16 protein-coding genes are annotated in these 16,203 nt (G+C 62.3%); 9 read left to right on the forward strand and 7 right to left on the reverse strand.

Features of this window, described 5'->3' with window-relative positions:
- The coding region (locus AB9K34_RS14395; protein WP_369953445.1) for a transposase at nt 1-193 on the forward strand (193 nt) is incomplete at its 5' end.
- Here the strand turns inward: AB9K34_RS14395 and AB9K34_RS14400 are convergent.
- The 7 genes from AB9K34_RS14400 to AB9K34_RS14430 form a co-directional block, all read right to left on the reverse strand.
- The gene (locus AB9K34_RS14400) at nt 190-381 is read right to left on the reverse strand and encodes a TRAP transporter large permease subunit (RefSeq protein ID WP_369955122.1); all 192 of its coding nucleotides are present in this window, start codon (nt 379-381) and stop codon (nt 190-192) included. The genes AB9K34_RS14395 and AB9K34_RS14400 overlap by 4 nt on opposite strands.
- A gap of 516 nt (nt 382-897) precedes the next feature.
- A complete protein-coding gene (locus AB9K34_RS14405) occupies nt 898-1,644 on the reverse strand; it encodes an SDR family NAD(P)-dependent oxidoreductase (RefSeq protein WP_369955123.1) in 747 nt (248 codons plus the stop codon).
- 25 nt (nt 1,645-1,669) lie between these two features.
- Nucleotides 1,670-3,292 (reverse strand): ABC transporter ATP-binding protein, encoded by a 1,623-nt coding sequence (locus tag AB9K34_RS14410; protein WP_369955124.1) that lies wholly within the window; start codon nt 3,290-3,292, stop codon nt 1,670-1,672.
- Nucleotides 3,289-4,128, reverse strand: a complete 840-nt coding sequence (locus AB9K34_RS14415; RefSeq protein WP_369955125.1) for an ABC transporter permease — start codon at nt 4,126-4,128, stop codon at nt 3,289-3,291. The genes AB9K34_RS14410 and AB9K34_RS14415 overlap by 4 nt, the downstream gene beginning before the upstream one ends.
- Nucleotides 4,125-5,096 (reverse strand): ABC transporter permease, encoded by a 972-nt coding sequence (locus tag AB9K34_RS14420; RefSeq protein ID WP_369955126.1) that lies wholly within the window; start codon nt 5,094-5,096, stop codon nt 4,125-4,127. The genes AB9K34_RS14415 and AB9K34_RS14420 overlap by 4 nt, the downstream gene beginning before the upstream one ends.
- A gap of 77 nt (nt 5,097-5,173) precedes the next feature.
- Entirely contained in the window at nt 5,174-6,745 is a 1,572-nt protein-coding gene (locus AB9K34_RS14425) for an ABC transporter substrate-binding protein (protein ID WP_369955127.1), read from the reverse strand.
- A 108-nt stretch (nt 6,746-6,853) separates the two neighbouring features.
- Entirely contained in the window at nt 6,854-7,510 is a 657-nt protein-coding gene (locus AB9K34_RS14430; RefSeq protein ID WP_369955128.1) for a GntR family transcriptional regulator, read from the reverse strand.
- Nucleotides 7,511-7,665: 155 nt separating this feature from the next.
- Here AB9K34_RS14430 and AB9K34_RS14435 point away from each other — a divergent pair, with 155 nt between their 5' ends.
- The 8 genes from AB9K34_RS14435 to AB9K34_RS14470 all read left to right on the forward strand — a co-directional run bounded on the left by AB9K34_RS14435 (nt 7,666) and on the right by AB9K34_RS14470 (nt 16,201).
- A complete protein-coding gene (locus AB9K34_RS14435; protein WP_369955129.1) occupies nt 7,666-8,694 on the forward strand; it encodes a histone deacetylase family protein in 1,029 nt (342 codons plus the stop codon).
- Complete coding sequence (locus AB9K34_RS14440) at nt 8,691-10,253, forward strand: acetolactate synthase large subunit (RefSeq protein ID WP_369955130.1); 1,563 nt, start codon at nt 8,691-8,693, stop codon at nt 10,251-10,253. Before AB9K34_RS14435 ends, AB9K34_RS14440 begins: the two co-directional genes overlap by 4 nt.
- A 22-nt stretch (nt 10,254-10,275) precedes the next feature.
- Nucleotides 10,276-11,565 carry an ArgE/DapE family deacylase gene (locus AB9K34_RS14445; protein ID WP_369955131.1) on the forward strand — a complete coding sequence of 430 codons (1,290 nt, stop codon included), beginning with the start codon at nt 10,276-10,278 and terminating at the stop codon, nt 11,563-11,565.
- Nucleotides 11,562-12,683: a phosphotransferase gene (locus AB9K34_RS14450; protein ID WP_369955132.1), complete on the forward strand. Its 1,122-nt coding sequence runs from the start codon at nt 11,562-11,564 to the stop codon at nt 12,681-12,683. Before AB9K34_RS14445 ends, AB9K34_RS14450 begins: the two co-directional genes overlap by 4 nt.
- On the forward strand, nt 12,680-14,008 hold the full coding sequence (locus AB9K34_RS14455; protein WP_369955133.1) for an aspartate aminotransferase family protein: 1,329 nt from the start codon (nt 12,680-12,682) through the stop codon (nt 14,006-14,008). Before AB9K34_RS14450 ends, AB9K34_RS14455 begins: the two co-directional genes overlap by 4 nt.
- Nucleotides 14,009-14,440: 432 nt before the next feature.
- Nucleotides 14,441-15,319 (forward strand): phosphoserine phosphatase SerB, encoded by an 879-nt coding sequence (serB, locus tag AB9K34_RS14460; protein WP_369955134.1) that lies wholly within the window; start codon nt 14,441-14,443, stop codon nt 15,317-15,319.
- 67 nt (nt 15,320-15,386) lie between these two features.
- Nucleotides 15,387-15,722 carry an ArsR/SmtB family transcription factor gene (locus AB9K34_RS14465; protein ID WP_369955135.1) on the forward strand — a complete coding sequence of 112 codons (336 nt, stop codon included), beginning with the start codon at nt 15,387-15,389 and terminating at the stop codon, nt 15,720-15,722.
- Nucleotides 15,719-16,201, forward strand: a complete 483-nt coding sequence (locus AB9K34_RS14470) for an SRPBCC domain-containing protein (RefSeq protein WP_369955136.1) — start codon at nt 15,719-15,721, stop codon at nt 16,199-16,201. Before AB9K34_RS14465 ends, AB9K34_RS14470 begins: the two co-directional genes overlap by 4 nt.
- Nucleotides 16,202-16,203: the final 2 nt, after the last annotated feature.

Raw genomic sequence — 16,203 nt, forward strand, 5'->3', positions numbered from 1 at the left:
TCTTTTTCTGCCGCCATACAGCCCCGATCTGAACCCCGTCGAAATGGTATTTTCCAAGCTGAAGGCGCATCTGCGGCGGATCGGTGCCCGAACCATCCACAATCTATGGCAAGCCGTCGGTGAAATCCGCGATCTCTTCGAACCCGACGATTGCTGGAATTTCTTCAACGCGGCAGGGTATGATGACGATTAAATGAAAAATGCTCTAACAATAAAATTGGACCACACAGTGGGGCTGATCACAGCCTTGGGCAGGTTTTCGCGGTTTCCGCCGATGGCAATGACACCCATGTAGAAAAGGTAGATCAAGAGACCTGGCAAGATACCGGTGGCAAAAAGCCCGGCAATGGAGACGCCCATCAAGGATCTGTAGGCAACCATCAGGCCCGAGCGTAGGATGGCCGGTCGATGATCAACCCAGCGGCCGTTACGGCACAGGAATGTCGCGCTTGTACCCCTCCTTGACCATCATCGGCACAGGACCCGCCCGAAAGCAGTCGCATCGGTAGTGGCAGAGCCGGTCAACCCAACAAAGAACACCAAGGTCAGCATGTTGGTATGCGCCAAACCGCCACGGAACCGCCCCACCAGCACCGGTTCCCAGTCGCTTGGGGAGTCGCAATTCCATGTCCCAGGCGTCTGGATGATCTGTTTTTGGCAAACTTTGTATAGAACGTTTGCGATTGTGACGGGCTTTCTGGCAGCTACCACGGGTGCACGTTTTCCTGTCGGAGCGGAAGCGCCGGGAATATCGATTTCCCTGGAGCAGCGATGTCCAGAAACCGCACCGGTGCACTGGCTGGAAACCTGATGGCTTTCTATCGGACAAACTTGCAATACGAATACGACCGCCCCAAAATCGTCGGCATTGGACGTATCGCAAATACGGGAGATGGATCAGACGTGCTGGGCGCCGTTGATCTCAATCTCCGTGCCCGACACGTAGGAACTCTGATCTGAACACAAGTAATAGATCGCATCGGCGACCTCTTCGGGCTGGCCAAGGCGGCGCATCGGCAAGGCGGCGGCGATCTTTTCGGTCCCCTCACTCAGAATCCCGGTGTCGATCTCGCCCGGCGCGACCGCGTTCACCCGCACGCCCAGCGGTCCGAAATCATGCGCCATTTCCCGGGTCAGCGCCGCCAGCGCCGCCTTTGACGTGGCATAGGCGGCCCCGGCAAACGGATGCACCCGCGATCCGGCAATCGAGGTCACGTTGACCACCGATCCCCTGCCGCGAGACAGTTCCTCTTGCAGCCCCCGCGCCAGCACGATCGACGCGAAGAAATTGACGTGGAACACCTCGCCCCACATGTGCAAGTCGGTCTCGAGCGTGTTGAGTCGGCGCCCCCCTTCACCCTTCGGCGAGATGCCGGCATTGTTGACCAGTGCATTCAAAGCGCCCCCATCCAGCCGCGCCCGAATCTCTTCGACAATCTCGATTGTTCGGTTGGGATCGCTCAGATCCACCTTTACATGGTCACGTTCACCGCCGGGCCAAGGGCACTCGGGCGAGAAGGGTTGGCGCGAACAACTGATCACCCGCCAGCCTTCGGCGGCAAATTTCTTGACCGTGGCATGGCCGATACCCCGGCTCGCCCCGGTCAGCAGAAGAGTTTTGACACTCTGATCTCCGTCGCCCATATCGCTTGACCCCTAACCTGTCGCGCTATCCTGCGCCGGCCAATGCGCGCTCGTACTCCTGGCCCGGTATCGCATCCAGCAGGCTTTGCGCGTAGGCGGTATCGGGATTGTGCAGCACTTTTCCGGTCGGTCCGGTTTCGACTATCGCGCCCTTCTGCATCACGATGATCCGGTCGCAGATGCGCGCAGCGACCCGCAGATCATGGGTGATGAACAGCATCGACAGCGACAACCGCGTGCTCAGGTCCGCCAGCAGGTCCAGCACCTGCGCCTGAATGGATACATCCAGCGCCGAGACGGCCTCGTCCGCGATGATGATAGACGGGTCCAGCGCGAGCGCCCGAGCGATGCCGATGCGCTGGCGCTGACCGCCCGAGAACTCATGCGGGAACCGCTGCATCGCCGAAGCGTCCAGCCCGACCATGCCCAGAAGCTCGCGCGCGCGTTCCATCGCCTCGGTGCGCGGCGCGCCATAGGCGATCGGCCCCTCGGTCAGGATGCGCGACACCCGCGCGCGGGGGTTGAGCGAGGAAAACGGGTCCTGAAAGATCATCTGCAACCTGCGGCGCCGGGCGCGCAGTTCGGCACCGGACAGATGCGCGATATCCGCCCCCTCGACGATCACGCGGCCGGAATCGGGGTTGACCAACCGGGCCAGACAGCGTCCGACCGTGGATTTGCCGGAACCGCTTTCCCCGACGATGCCGATGGTCTCTCCGGGGAACAGCTCGAAACTGACATCCTGCACCGCCTTGACCACGCGCGGCTTGCCGAAAAAGCTGCCCGATCCGGTGCGAAAAGTCTTGTTCAGACATTCGACGCTCAGCACGGGATCGCTTTGGGTCACCGGGGTATCCTCATGCCCGGTCAGACGCGGAATCGCGTCGATCAGCGCGCGGGTATAGGGATGTTGAGGGCGCAGCAGCACCTCATCCGCGGTACCGCTCTCGACGATTTCGCCCGTCTGCATCACGATCACCCGATCCGCGATATCCGCTACCACCCCGAAATCATGGGTAATGAAGATTACCGCCATGCCCCGCGCCTGTCGCAGATCTTCGATGAGCTTCAGGATCTGCGCCTGAGTGGTCACATCCAGCGCGGTGGTCGGCTCATCGGCGATCAGGATATCGGGTTCCAGCGCCAGCGCCATGGCGATCATCACCCTTTGGCGCTGACCGCCCGACAACTGGAAAGGATAGGCCTGGATCGCCGCCTGCGGGTCGGGAATGCCGACCTCTTCCAGCAGTGTCAGCGCCCGGGTGCGTCGCTCGGACGGAGTCAGCCTGCCGTGGGCCTCGAACACCTCGGCGATCTGTGCACCCACCCGCATCAACGGATTGAGCGCGCTCAGCGGTTCCTGAAAGATCATCGAAATGCGCCGTCCGCGCAGATCCAGAAGTTGTTTCTCCGACAGTCTCAGGACGTCCTGCCCGTCAAAGGTAATGGTTCCGCCCACAGGCTTGACCCCCTGGGGCAGCAGGCCCATCACCGCGTTGGCAGACATGGATTTGCCCGAACCGCTTTCGCCGACGATACAGAGGATCTCGCCCGGGGTCAGGTCGAAACTGATGTCATGGGCCGCATAGGGGCGGTCCGCGCCTTTGGGCAGGGCGATGGCAAGATCGCGGATGCTCAGCAGACTCATTCGGATCTCCTCGTCAGGCGGGGATTGAGCGCGTCATTAAGCCCCTCGCCGATCAGGTTCAGCGCAAGGACCGTCAGCAGGATTGCCATTCCGGGCAGGAAGGATAACCACCAGGCGGTGCGGATCACCGTGCGCGCCGCACCGATCATATAGCCCCAGGACATGATATTGGGATCGCCCAGCCCCAGAAAGGACAGCGAGCTTTCCAGCAGGATCGCCTGCGCCACCATCAGCGAGGCGAGCACGATGATCGGCGGCAAGGCGTTGGGCAGCACGTGGCGCAGGATGATCTGGCTGTTGCTCAGGCCCGACAGGCTGGCGGCCTCGACGAACTCGCGCGTGCGCAGGCTCAGTACCTCGCCCCGGACCAGGCGCGCCACCGGCGGCCAGGACACGATGGCAATGGCGATGATCACAAAGATCAGACTGGGCTGGAAGATCGCCAGAAGGACAATCGCCAGGGCAAAGCTGGGGATGGTCTGAAAGAACTCGGTAAATCGCATCAGCGCATCATCGGTGCGCCCGACGAAATAACCTGCCAGCGCGCCGACAGGCACGCCGATGGCCAGCGCCACGATGGTCGAGACCAGACCGACCAGCAGACTGACATAGGCGCCATGCGCCAGGCCCGACAGCACGTCGCGCCCCAGCGCATCGGTGCCCAGAGGCAGCCCCTCTTGCGTAAATGGCGGCAGGAACGGGCGCTGCACCATCTTCCACGGGCTTTGCGGAAACAGGAAGGGCGCGGCGATGGCGGTGGCGATCACCACGGCCAGAATGACCAGCCCGATCACAGCGCCGCGATTGTGACGAAAACGTTTCCAGAAATCTCTCATGCTGTCAGCCTTATGCGCGGGTCAACGATGACATAGACGACATCGGTGATCAGATTGAACAGCAGCACCATCGCCCCGGAAATATAGAAAACCCCCAGGATCACGGCGTAGTCGCGCTGGTTGATGGCCTCGAACATCAGCCGACCGATGCCGGGCCAGGCAAAGACGGTTTCGGTGAGGATCGCACCGCCAAAGATCTGCCCGGCCTGAAGCCCGGCGAGCGTGATCACCGGCAAGAGCGCGTTGCGCAGGATATGCCGACGCTGGATCACCCCTCGCTTCAGACCCTTGGCACGGGCGGTCTTGACGAAATCCAGGCGGCTGACCTCCAGCATCGAGGCCCGCGTCATCCGCATGTAGATCGCCATGAAGAACAGCCCCAGAGTGGTCGCGGGCAAGACCAGATGCTTTGCCACATCCATCGCATGGGCAAAACCGGTATAATTTGCTCCGATGGTCGAATAGCCAAATCCCGGCAACCATTCCAGCCAGACGGAGAACACCAGCGCCGCCATCAGCGCAACCCAGAAGAGCGGGGTTGCATAGAACAGCAGCGCCAACGTCGAGATGATCGTGTCGCCCCAGGAACCCTGACGAGCCGAGGCCGCAACCCCGGCGATCACGCCCAGCACCAGCGACAGCACGAATGCCACCCCGGTCAGCAGCAGCGTCGCCGGCAGGCGGTCGGCGATCAGCTGCGACACCGGCATCTGCTGGCGGTAGGAAAACCCAAGGTCGAATTGTACCGCCCCCTTCAGATAGGTCCAGAGCTGAACATAGAGCGGCTGATCCAGACCGAAACGTTCGCGCAGGTCGGCCAGGAATTTCTCGTCCGCCGCACCGGCTTCGCCCGCCATGACCGCAGCCGGATCGCCCGGTGCGGCATGAATCAGCAGAAAATTGAAGATGAGGATGGCAAGCAGGATAAAGACCGCCTTTACCAACCTGCCGAGGATGAACTTTGTCACACTGCCCGCCCCGCTGTGAAATATGGTGGTGGTGTTCCGGGCCGCAGGGAACGCAGCCCGGAACCTGGGATCAGCCCCTAGTTCTTTTCGATCCAGACGTCGCGAAAGCCGTCATTGACGCCAAGAGCCGTGCTGACCGGGTTCTTGATATTGCAGCGCGAAATCGTAGGGAAACCGAGTTCGAGCAGCCAGAGGTTCGGCACGTCGCTGACGATCTGGTCCTGGATCTTCTTGTAGGCCGCGCGCCGGTCCTCGGGGTTCGCCATCAGCGCCGCTTCGTCGAACATCTTGTCGATCTCGGGGTTTTGATAGTTGGCTACGTTGTTCCACGGCGAGCCGGGTGCCGCATTGCTGCTCATGTAGGTTCGCGATACGCCAAGCGCCGGATCGCCGTACTGATAAAGATAGGTGAAGGCGAGATCGAAATCGCGATCACTGATCTTCTGGTTCCAGCCGGCCACATCCGAAGGCACAAGTTCGACATTCATCCCGATCTCGGTCAGGTTCTGCTTGACCGCTTCGGCCCAGCGTTGCCAAGTCTCGCCATAGGGCAAGCCCAGAAGGCGGATGGTCTCGCCATCATAGCTCGATTCGGCCAGCAGCGCCTTGGCTTTCTCCGGATCGTAGGAGATATCCGGCGTATCCGCAGCATGGAAGCGGGTCGAAGAGGACAGCGGACCCGTGGCCACATTGCCCAGACCGTTCCACAGCGCATCCTTGGCGAACTGTCGGTCAAGCGCATGCATCATGGCCCGGCGTACCTTCACATCGTCAAGCGGCTTGTTATTGAGGTTGATCCAGAGCCAAGACAGCGGCCCAAAGAATTCCCAGCCCTTGTCGGTGATGCAGGTGTTGTCCAGCGCGCGGATGCGCGGCACGTCGAAATTCTCGATCGACCCTCCGGGCAGAACGTCAACCTTGCCCGTTTCATAGGCCACGGCGCGCGAGGCGGCGTCAGGGATCACGTGGTAGTAGATCTCGTCCACATAGGGTTTGCCCTCCATGTAGTAATCCTGGTTCTTGACCAGATGGATATAGCTGCCCTTGACCCATTTTTCGAACTTGAAGGGGCCGGTGCCGATCGGGGTGTTGTTCGCCGGGTTGCTGGCGAAATCGGTGCCTTCATAGATATGCTTGGGAATCATCGGCGCGGTGCCCGGCTCGAAGATTCCGAGGAACGGACCAAAGGGCTGTTTCAGGTTGAATACCACGGTCAGCGGATCCGGGGTTTCGACGCTTTCGACATGCTCCATGTAGGTGCGCGTGCGCGAATGTGCCTCGCGCAGGAACACATCCATCGAGAATTTCACATCCGCCGAAGTAAACGGCGTTCCATCGTGGAATTTCACACCGTCGCGCAGCTTGAAGGTATAGGTCTTGCCATCGTCCGAGATCGTCCAGGATTCGGCCAGCTGGCCCTGGGGTTCGAAATTGAAGTCATAGCGCAGCAGGCTCTCGTAGATATCGCCCGCGACCATTTGGGTCGGCCCGTTCTGGATCAGCCCGATCATCAGCCCCGGCGGCTCGGGCTGGATGACGACATTCAGCGTGCCGCCCGCTTGCGGCGTGGCGTCCTGCGCCGCGACCGGGGTGGCCAGCGCCAGCGCGGCGGCGGTGACAGCGGCAGCAAATTTGAGATGATTTATCATGGTTTCTCCCTGTTTCATCAGTATTTTCGATGGTGCGCCTTGCATCACCCGACCGGTTCGGACCCGGCTCGCACCAATTGGTGCTTCCAGCCGGGGTTACTGCGGCGGTCAGGTGGGTTTCAGCGTGTTTATGTATCCGACAATACCCTCCCTTGCGGTTTCGATATCCAGCCGCATGGCGGCGCGCGCGGCGTCGCAATCGCGGTTCAGACAGGCGGTTACGATCTCGTGGTGATGCTTGGTCATGTCCCGCACACCGGTCGAATAGTAATCGGCCAGCAATGGTCCCATCCGCAGCCAGAGCCGACCCAGCACATCTACAAGCATGGGCATCCCTGAAATCTCGGCAAGCGCAAAATGGAACTGCTGGTTTAATTCATTGGCCAGCGCCCAGCGTTCGCTGTCGATTGCCTCCACGTTGCGCGACACCAGCCGCTCCAGCCGGGCGATATCCTTTTGCGTGGCCAGGCTCGCGGTATGGGCGGCGGCCAGGCTCTCCAGCTCGGCGCGGATGTAGGACACCTCCAGATACTGCTCGACGCTCAGCATCGGCACTCGCACGTCGCGGACCGTGCGTTGCTCGAGCGCATTGTCGCGCAACAGCCGCTGCACCGCATCGCGCACAGGGGTCGAACTGGTTCCCAGGGTCTCGGCCAGACTACGGATCGTAATCTTCTGATTCGGACGCAGCTTGCCGCGGACCAGATCCTGGCACACGCGCCTGTAGATGGCGTCTCCTAGCGAGTCCCTGCTGATTTCCGTCATCACGCCCCCGTCCAGCCAACCCAAGCCGGGTAATCGTTCATGCATCTAATTTTGATGCATCATGCATCATATTTGTTGAAGCGGCAAATCAAAACTGCAATGGTGCCGGCAACCGGTTTCGTTGCGAACCGCCACATTTCACGAAAGGTCCGACGATGAGAGTCTTCTTCGACGCGCGCCAACTGGGTCATGCGCCGACAACCTATTTCCGGCGCGGCGCCGCCATGCCGCACCAGGAACAGCCACGGCGCGCAGAGATCCTGCGCGACATGCTGATCGGGGAAGGATTCGAGATCGTCCCGCCCCGCGATCACGGGATCGCGCCGATCAAGGCGGTACATAATCCCGACTATGTCGACTTTCTGCCCGATGCACATGCCCGCTTCGTCGCCGATGCCGAACCCGGCGCGCTGGCGATTCCGACGATGCATCCGGGACGACGGCGCGGCAAGGAACCGAAGGACATTCATGGTCAGCTCGGCTGGTGGATGACCGACACCTCGACCCCGTTGACCGAAGGCAGTTGGGACGCTGCCTATTGGTCGGCCCAAAGCGCCGTCGAGGCCGCGGAAGAGATCATGGCGGATCAGCGCGCCGCCTATGCGCTGTGCCGCCCGCCGGGGCATCACGCGATGCGCGATTGTTCAAATGGCTTCTGTTTCTTCAACAACGCCTGTATCGCCGCGCATCACCTGCGTCAAAAGTTCGGCAAGGTCGCGCTGATTGACGTGGATGTGCATACGGGCAACGGTTCGCTCGACATACTCTATGACCGGGGCGACATTTTCTTTTGTTCACTTCATCCCGATCCGGCGACCTATCCGACCTTCTATCTGGGCCACGCCGACGAGACCGGCGAAGGTGAGGGCGCGGGCAAATCGCTGAATCTGTTGCTCGAGCAGGGCGCAGACGAAGCCGCGGTGCTGGCCGCGCTCGACAAGGGCGTTGCGGCGATTCGCGAATTCGGCGCCGAGGCGTTGGTGGTATCGCTGGGCTTTGACATGGCGGCAGACGATCCGCTGGCGGCAGTTGCGGTCTATCCGAAAGGGTTTGCGGAAATGGCGCGACGTCTGGCGGCTCTGGACCTGCCCACCGCACTGATACAGGAGGGCGGCTATCTCGGGCCGTCGCTCGCGGATAACGGGCGCGCCTTTCTGACCAGTTTTCGCGAGGCCACGGCATGAAGGATCATCCGACCGAAATGAACGGCGCCGAAAGCGTGCTGCGCAGCCTGCATGCGGATGGCGTCGAAATCTGTTTCGCCAATCCCGGCACCTCAGAGATGCAATTCGTCGACGCGCTGGACCGCACCCGACTGATGCGCTGCGTGCTCGGGCTGTTCGAGGGCGTGGTCACTGCGGCGGCGGATGGCTTTGCGCGTATGGCGGGCAAACCGGCGGTGACGCTGCTGCATCTGGCGCCGGGCTTTGCCAACGCAGCGGCCAATCTGCATAACGCCCGCAAGGCGCGGGTGCCGATGCTGAACCTCGTCGGCGATCATGCCCTGCGTCATCAGAAATACGATGCGCCGCTGTCGGCGGATGTCGAAGGCGCGTGCGCGCCATTCAGCGACTGGCTGCGGATGGGCCGTGACGCGGGCAGCTTTGCCAGCGACGCGATGGAGGGCCTTGCCGTCGCCAAAGGCAAGCCCGGGCGCATCGCCACGCTGATTGCCCCTGCCGATATCGGTTGGGATGCGGGCGGACAGATCGCCGATCCGGTTCCGCCTGTCGGGCCGGCACCGCTGGACGAGGCGGCCCTGAACGATGCTGTCGCGGCACTGGAAAGCGGCGACAGGACGGTCATCATCGCCGGTCTGTCGGTGCTGGAAGATCCCGCCGCATTGGCCCTGCTGCAGGGGATCGCGGACAAGTCCGGCGCCGATATACTTGCCCCCACCTCGAACCGCCGGATGGAACGCGGTCGGGGCCGCGTTGCGGTCGAAAAGATACCCTATCCGATCAATGCCGCGCTGGACTGCCTGTCGGGCTACGCCCGCGCAATCCTGATCGAGACCCTGCCGCCGGTGGCCTTCTTTGCCTATCCGGGCAAGCCCAGCCTGCTGCTGCCCGAAGACTGTCAAAAGATCGCTCTGACCGGTCCCGACGGGGACGGACCGGGTGCGGTTGCCGCGCTGGCCGACCGGATCGGCGCACGCCCTGCCCGGGTACGCGATGCCGCCCCCCTGCCCCTGCCCCAGGCTGGCGGGATCACCCCGGCGGGCATCGCCGCCGTGCTGGCAAACACCCTGCCCGAAGGTGCGATCGTCGTGGACGAGGCAGTCTCCTCGGGCGGCGATCTCTTTGCCGGGGGCGATGCCGCCCCGCCCAATTCCTGGCTGGCGCTGACTGGCGGGTCGATCGGCATCGGTATTCCGCTGTCTGCCGGAGCGGCCATAGCATGCCCTGACCGCCCGGTTGTGACGCTTCAGGCGGATGGATCGGCAATGTATACGCTGCAAGGGTTGTGGACCCAGGCACGCGAAGGGGCCAACGTCACCACGATCATCCTGGCGAACCGGTCCTACGAAATCCTCAAGGGCGAATTGCGCAACGTCGGGGCGCAGCCCGGTCCGGATGCGCTGAGCATGTTGAATCTCGACCGGCCCGACCTTGACTTCGTCTCGCTCGCGCGGGGCATGGGGGTCCCGGGACGCCGGGTCGAGGATATAGAAACGCTGCGCCGTGCCCTGCGCGACGCCGTGGCCGAACCCGGCCCCTACCTGATCGAAGCGATGATCTGAACCGCCCAAGAAAGGACAACCCATGTCTCTGGATCCCGGCCTGCGCGACCGCATCCTGCAATCTGTCTCGGACGGGTTCGACGAGCAGATCGCCTTTACCCAGCAACTGGTGCGGATGCCCTCGTTGCGCGGGCATGAACATCCTATACAGGATTTTCTGTTCAGAACGCTGCGCGACCGTGGCTATGCGATGGACCGTTTCGTCATGGACCGCGCTGCGATCGAGGCCCATCCGGGCGGTTCGAAATTCTCGGACCAGCATTCGGATGCGCCCATCGTGGTCGGTATTCACCGCCCGAACGCGGAAGCCGGCCGCTCGCTGATCCTGCAATCGCATCTCGACGTGGTGCCCGAGGGCCTGCATGACATGTGGTCCGATCCGCCCTTTTCCGCCCGGATCGAGGGCGACTGGATGTTTGGAAGGGGCGCGGCCGACATGAAGGCCGGCGCGGCGGCCAACATATACGCGCTGGATGCGCTGCGCCGGATCGGGCTGCAACCGGCAGCCACGGTATATGTGCAATCTGTGGTCGAAGAGGAATCAACCGGGAACGGCGCGCTGCAGACCTTTTTGCAGGGCTATACCGCAGATGCAGTGCTGATCCCGGAACCCGAGGATGAAATGCTGGTCAGGGCCAATATCGGGGTTCTGTGGTTTCAACTTCAGGTGCGCGGCGTGCCGGTGCATGTACGGGAAATGGGTGAGGGAGCCAATGCGATCGATGGCGCGACCCGGTTGATCGCCGTCCTGCGCGAGATCGAGGCCGACTGGAACGCCGAAAAGGGAAAACATCCCCATTTCGAGGAAGAAGATCATCCGATCAACCTCAATATCGGCAAGATCGAGGGCGGTGACTGGGCCTCATCGGTGCCGAGCTGGTGCAATATCGACTGCCGCGTGTCGATATATCCCGGCCGCAGCGCCGAAGACGCCGGGCGTGAAATCTGCGAACGCATCGCAACCTTTGCGCAACAGGACAAGTTTCTCTCCAACAACCCGCCCAAGATCGTGTTCAATGGTTTTTTTGCCGAAGGCTATGTTCTGGAACCCGGCAGCGATGCCGAGGCGGTCCTTGGCCGCGCCCACGAGGCCGCCATCGGCGCACCGCTGAAATCCTTCATGACGGCGGGTTATCTCGATACGCGCGTCTATGCGCTCTATAACCGGATACCGGCGCTCTGCTACGGGCCGGTGTCACGCAATATTCATGGCATAGACGAGTGCGTCAGCCTGTCCTCGGTCAGGCGGATCACCCAGGCGATGGCCCTTTTCATCGCCGAATGGTGCGGCATCGAACCGGTGCCGGAATGATGGCCGTTCCCGCGCGGGCCGATGCCGCCCAGACACCGGACAGGCACGGCGACCTGTCCCGGGCCGGGATCGACGCGCTCAGCCATGACGCCCCGGCGATCACGCTCGAACAGGCCGCGGACCTGGCGCGCGAGGTCTATGGAGTCACCGGCGAGATCCGGGCGTTGAGCGCCGAGAAAGACGCCAATTTCCGGATCACGCCTGACAGCGGGCCGCGGCTCTTGCTGAAAGTCACGAATGCCGCCGAAGATCGCGGCGTCACCCAGATGCAGACCGATGCGCTGCTGCATCTGCGGGCGGTCGCCCCGGACCTGCCGGTGCCCCATATCTGCCTGACACTGTCCGGTCACGCCGCCCATATTCACAAGGCGATCGACGGACAGGAACATATGGTGCGTCTTCTGACATTTCTCGAAGGCGTACCGCTCAGCACGATCCCGTGCCCGGTCACGCTGCATCACGACACGGGGCGCGTACTGGCCCGGCTGACCCACGCGATGCGGGGATTTTTCCACCCGGCGGCCGGTCACGTGCTGCAATGGGACATCAAACAGGCCCATCTTCTGCGCCCGATGCTGGACGCTGTCGAGGACGGCAATCTTCGCACGCGGCTGACCCGGCTGATCGACAGGTTCGATGCGGAAATCGCGCCGCGCCTGCTGCATCTGCGCGCGCAGGTGGTTCATAACGACTTCAACCCTCATAATCTCCTGGTCGATGCCCGCGAGGCCAGCCGGCTGACCGGGGTGATCGACTTTGGCGACATGGTGCACACTCCGCTGGTCTGCGACCTGGCCGTGGCCTGTTCCTATCAGATCGCCGAAGGCTCGGAACCGATGGCCAATATCGCCCGGCTACTGGCCGGATATACAGAGGTTCTGCCACTGGAAACGGCGGAACTTGACCTGCTGCCCGATCTGATGCGGCTGCGTCATGCCACGATCCTGACAGTCGGCTCTTGGCGGGCCCGGCGATACCCGGACAACGCCGCCTATATCCGCCGCAATGCCGCAAGCTCGCTGCTTGGGCTGAGTACGCTGGACCAGATTGGCACCGACGCCGTGCGCGATATCCTGCGCGGTTCGGCACGGCTCTCGTTGGAAAGGGTGACATCATGACCATGATCAACGCGTTCGATAATGACGGCACTCCAAAGCTCGCCCCCGAGGAACGCGCCCTGATCGCCCGGCGCGACAGGGCGCTGGGGCCGGCCTACCGGCTGTTTTACCAGGACCCGATGCATATCCAGCGGGGCGAGGGCGTCTGGCTCTGGGATCGGGAGGGGCGCAAGTATCTCGACGCTTATAACAACGTGGCCTCGGTCGGGCACTGTCACCCCCGGATCGTCGCGGCCATCTCGGCGCAGCTTGGGGTGTTGAACACCCATACCCGTTATCTGCACGAGGATATCATCGCCTATGCCGAACGGTTGCTGGCCACCATGCCAGACCAGCTGGAACATGTCATGTTCACCTGCACCGGGTCCGAAGCCAACGATCTGGCACTGCGGATTGCCCGCAGCCATACCGGACGTCAGGGCGTGATCGTGACCCGGCAGGCCTATCATGGCGTGACCGAAGCGGTTTCGGAGCTCTCACCCTCGCTGGGCGACTTCGTGCCACGTGGGCCGCGGGTCCGTCTGATCGACGCGCCGGATGGTCTACGTATTCCCGCGGCGCAGCAGGGCGCGCGACTGGCGGACGATCTGGCCCGTGCCATCACCGAGATGCGTGCGGAGGGCATCGAACCCGCCGCGCTGATCGTCGATACGATCTTTTCCAGCGATGGCCTGCACCCCGATCCAGTCGGGTTTCTCGAACCGGCGGTGGATCTGATCCGCGCCGAGGGGGGGCTGTTCATCGCCGACGAGGTGCAGCCCGGCTTTGCCCGCACCGGAGACAGTTTCTGGGGCTTCCAGCGGCACGCGCTGGTGCCCGATCTGGTCACGATGGGCAAGCCGATGGGCAATGGATTTCCGGTGGCCGGGGTGGCGATGCGCGCCGGGCCGGTACGTGAATTCGGTGAACGCGCGCGCTATTTCAACACCTATGGCGGCAACCCGGTCGCCGCCGCCGCCGGCATGGCGCTTCTGGATGTGATCCATGACGAAGGTCTGCAGGAGAATGCACGGATCATCGGCGCACATCTCAAAGCCGGCCTGGAGGACATCGCCACCCGGCGCCATGTCATCGCCGATGTGCGCGGAGCCGGCCTGTTCCTGGCAGTGGAATGCGTGCTCGATCGCGACAGCAATACGCCCGATGCCGCGCTGGCCGGGTTTGTGGTCAACCATATGCGCCGCAACGGCGTGTTGATCAGCGCCACGGGCCCCGGCGGCAACATCCTCAAGATCCGCCCGCCGCTCATCCTGCAACAGCCCGAGGCCGATCTGCTGTTGACAGCGGTCGAGGCAGCTTTCAACGCGGCAGCAACAAGACGCTGACTGCTTCGCACGAAAACCGATCAGCGCCTTGATGATGTGACCGCCGCCCGAGCGCCTTGATGTCCCATGGTGGGTCAGCGATGGTCCACGAAGGAGGACAAGGATGTCGGACTGCGATTACATCATCAAGGCCAGCCATCGGGATATTTCCCAATGGGCTTTTGGTCCAAAATGAATGAGGAACCGGTGAACCTGTCATCAAAACCGAAACGTAAAAAAACGGATTTGCAAAGGCTCTTGTCGCAGAGGTCTGCCAATTTACAGCGACCTTAGGATGACTCGAAAGATACGTGAGATGAGCGAGATCGCTTGAGAGCCGCGTTTGCTACGGAACGCGGGCGCAACGCGGGCTTTCACAACGCCGGAAACGTCGGTATAGCGCCGCTTGTGCGTTTAATTGCGGCGTTGCTGTCGCCTATCGGGAACTTGCCCATGTTCGTCGTTACCCTGCTCAGCGCGCCGGAAACCTCTGGCCTTCAAGCCGCGCTGGTCGAGTCCTTGCGCAATGCCTGGGGGGGCGGAGATGCAATTTGGCTGGACCCGGATGTCGCCGCCGAGTTCGCCCTGTCGACGCGGCCCGACAATCAGTGGCAGGTCTGGGAGGATTTGCAGAAGATGCAGGTCGATCTGGTGATCCAACCCGCCGAGGGGCGCCGCAAGAAGATGCTGCTCGCCGACATGGACAGCACGATGATCCAGCAGGAATGCATCGACGAACTGGCGGACGAGGCTGGCGTGGGCGAGCGCGTCAAGGAGATCACCGCCCGCGCCATGAACGGTGAGCTTGATTTCGAGGCTGCGCTGACCGAGCGTGTGGGCCTGCTTTCTGGCCTGGATGAAACCGTCATTGCCAAGGTCCTGGCGGAACGCATTACCCTGATGCCCGGCGGGCCGGAATTACTGGCGACGATGCGGGCGAACGGGACTTATGCCGCGCTGGTCTCGGGAGGGTTCACCGCCTTTACCCAGAACGTCGCATCCCGGCTGGGCTTTGACGAAAGCCGCGCCAACACGCTGCTCGCGGCGGACGGCAAGCTGACCGGCGAGGTGCAACGCCCGATTCTGGGGCGTGCCGCCAAGATCGAGGCGCTGGAGCAGATCACGGATCGGCTGGGGATCGCAGAGGCGGATGTGATCGCGGTCGGCGACGGAGCCAACGACCTTGGCATGCTGGGTCGGGCGGGCACGGGCGTGGCGCTGCACGCCAAACCGTCGGTGGCGGCGCAATGCGATGTGCGGATCAACTTTGGCGACCTGACATCGCTGCTGTATCTGCAAGGCTATGGCCGGGACGATTTTGTAGAAGTCTGAACTTCCATCAATTACCAGATCATAATTAACGATTGCGTTAAGTAACGAATCTGTTAATCATCAGGTCATGAGAGACCTGACACGAACCTTTGCAGCACTATCCGACCCGACCCGCCTGACCATGGTCGAAAGGCTTATGGCACAGGGTGAATTGCCCGCTGGCGCGCTGGTGGCGGGGTTCGGGATTTCCGCCCCGGCGGTCTCACGTCATCTCAGGGTATTGCGCGAGGCCGGATTGATCCGCCAGCGTGCAGCGGGCACCCATCGCTATTACGCGGTACGGCCCGAAGCGATGCAGAGCATCGCGCGCTGGACCATGGATCACCGCAGTTTCTGGGAGGGCAGTCTCGGGCGTCTGGACAGCCTTCTGGCGCTGAACCCCGATACAGAGGACATGCCATGAAAGACTCACATGATCTGGAACTGATCCGGGATTACCCGGTCAGGGTCGGCAGGCTCTGGGCAGCCGTCACCCGGCCCTCGGAAATCATGCAATGGTTCGGTCCCGAGGGCGTGCGCCTTGAAACCTGTGAGATGGATCTGACCCGCACCGGCCCGTGGGTCTGCGTCATGGTCGGCAAGGACAGCGGCGATGTGTTCAAAGTGTCAGGGCAGGTCACCCATGTGCGCCCGCCGGATTCAAATGGCACAGGGTCTGTCGGTTTCACCTGGGGCTGGCACGATGCAAACGACCGGCGCGGCGCGGAGAGTCACGTCACCTTTGCGGTCGCCCCGACAGAGAGCGGCGCACGATTCACCCTGACCCATCGCCAGCTCGAAACGCTCGACGCATCGCAAAGCCACGGCCGCGGCTGGATGTCGACCCTCAACAAGCTCGACCGGCTGCTGGCCCAGGAGCCAAAATTCTCAACCAAGGAGTAAGA

Origin of the sequence: Sedimentitalea sp. XS_ASV28, assembly GCF_041224545.1 — a bacterium.
Classification (GTDB): Bacteria; Pseudomonadota; Alphaproteobacteria; order Rhodobacterales; family Rhodobacteraceae; genus Sedimentitalea.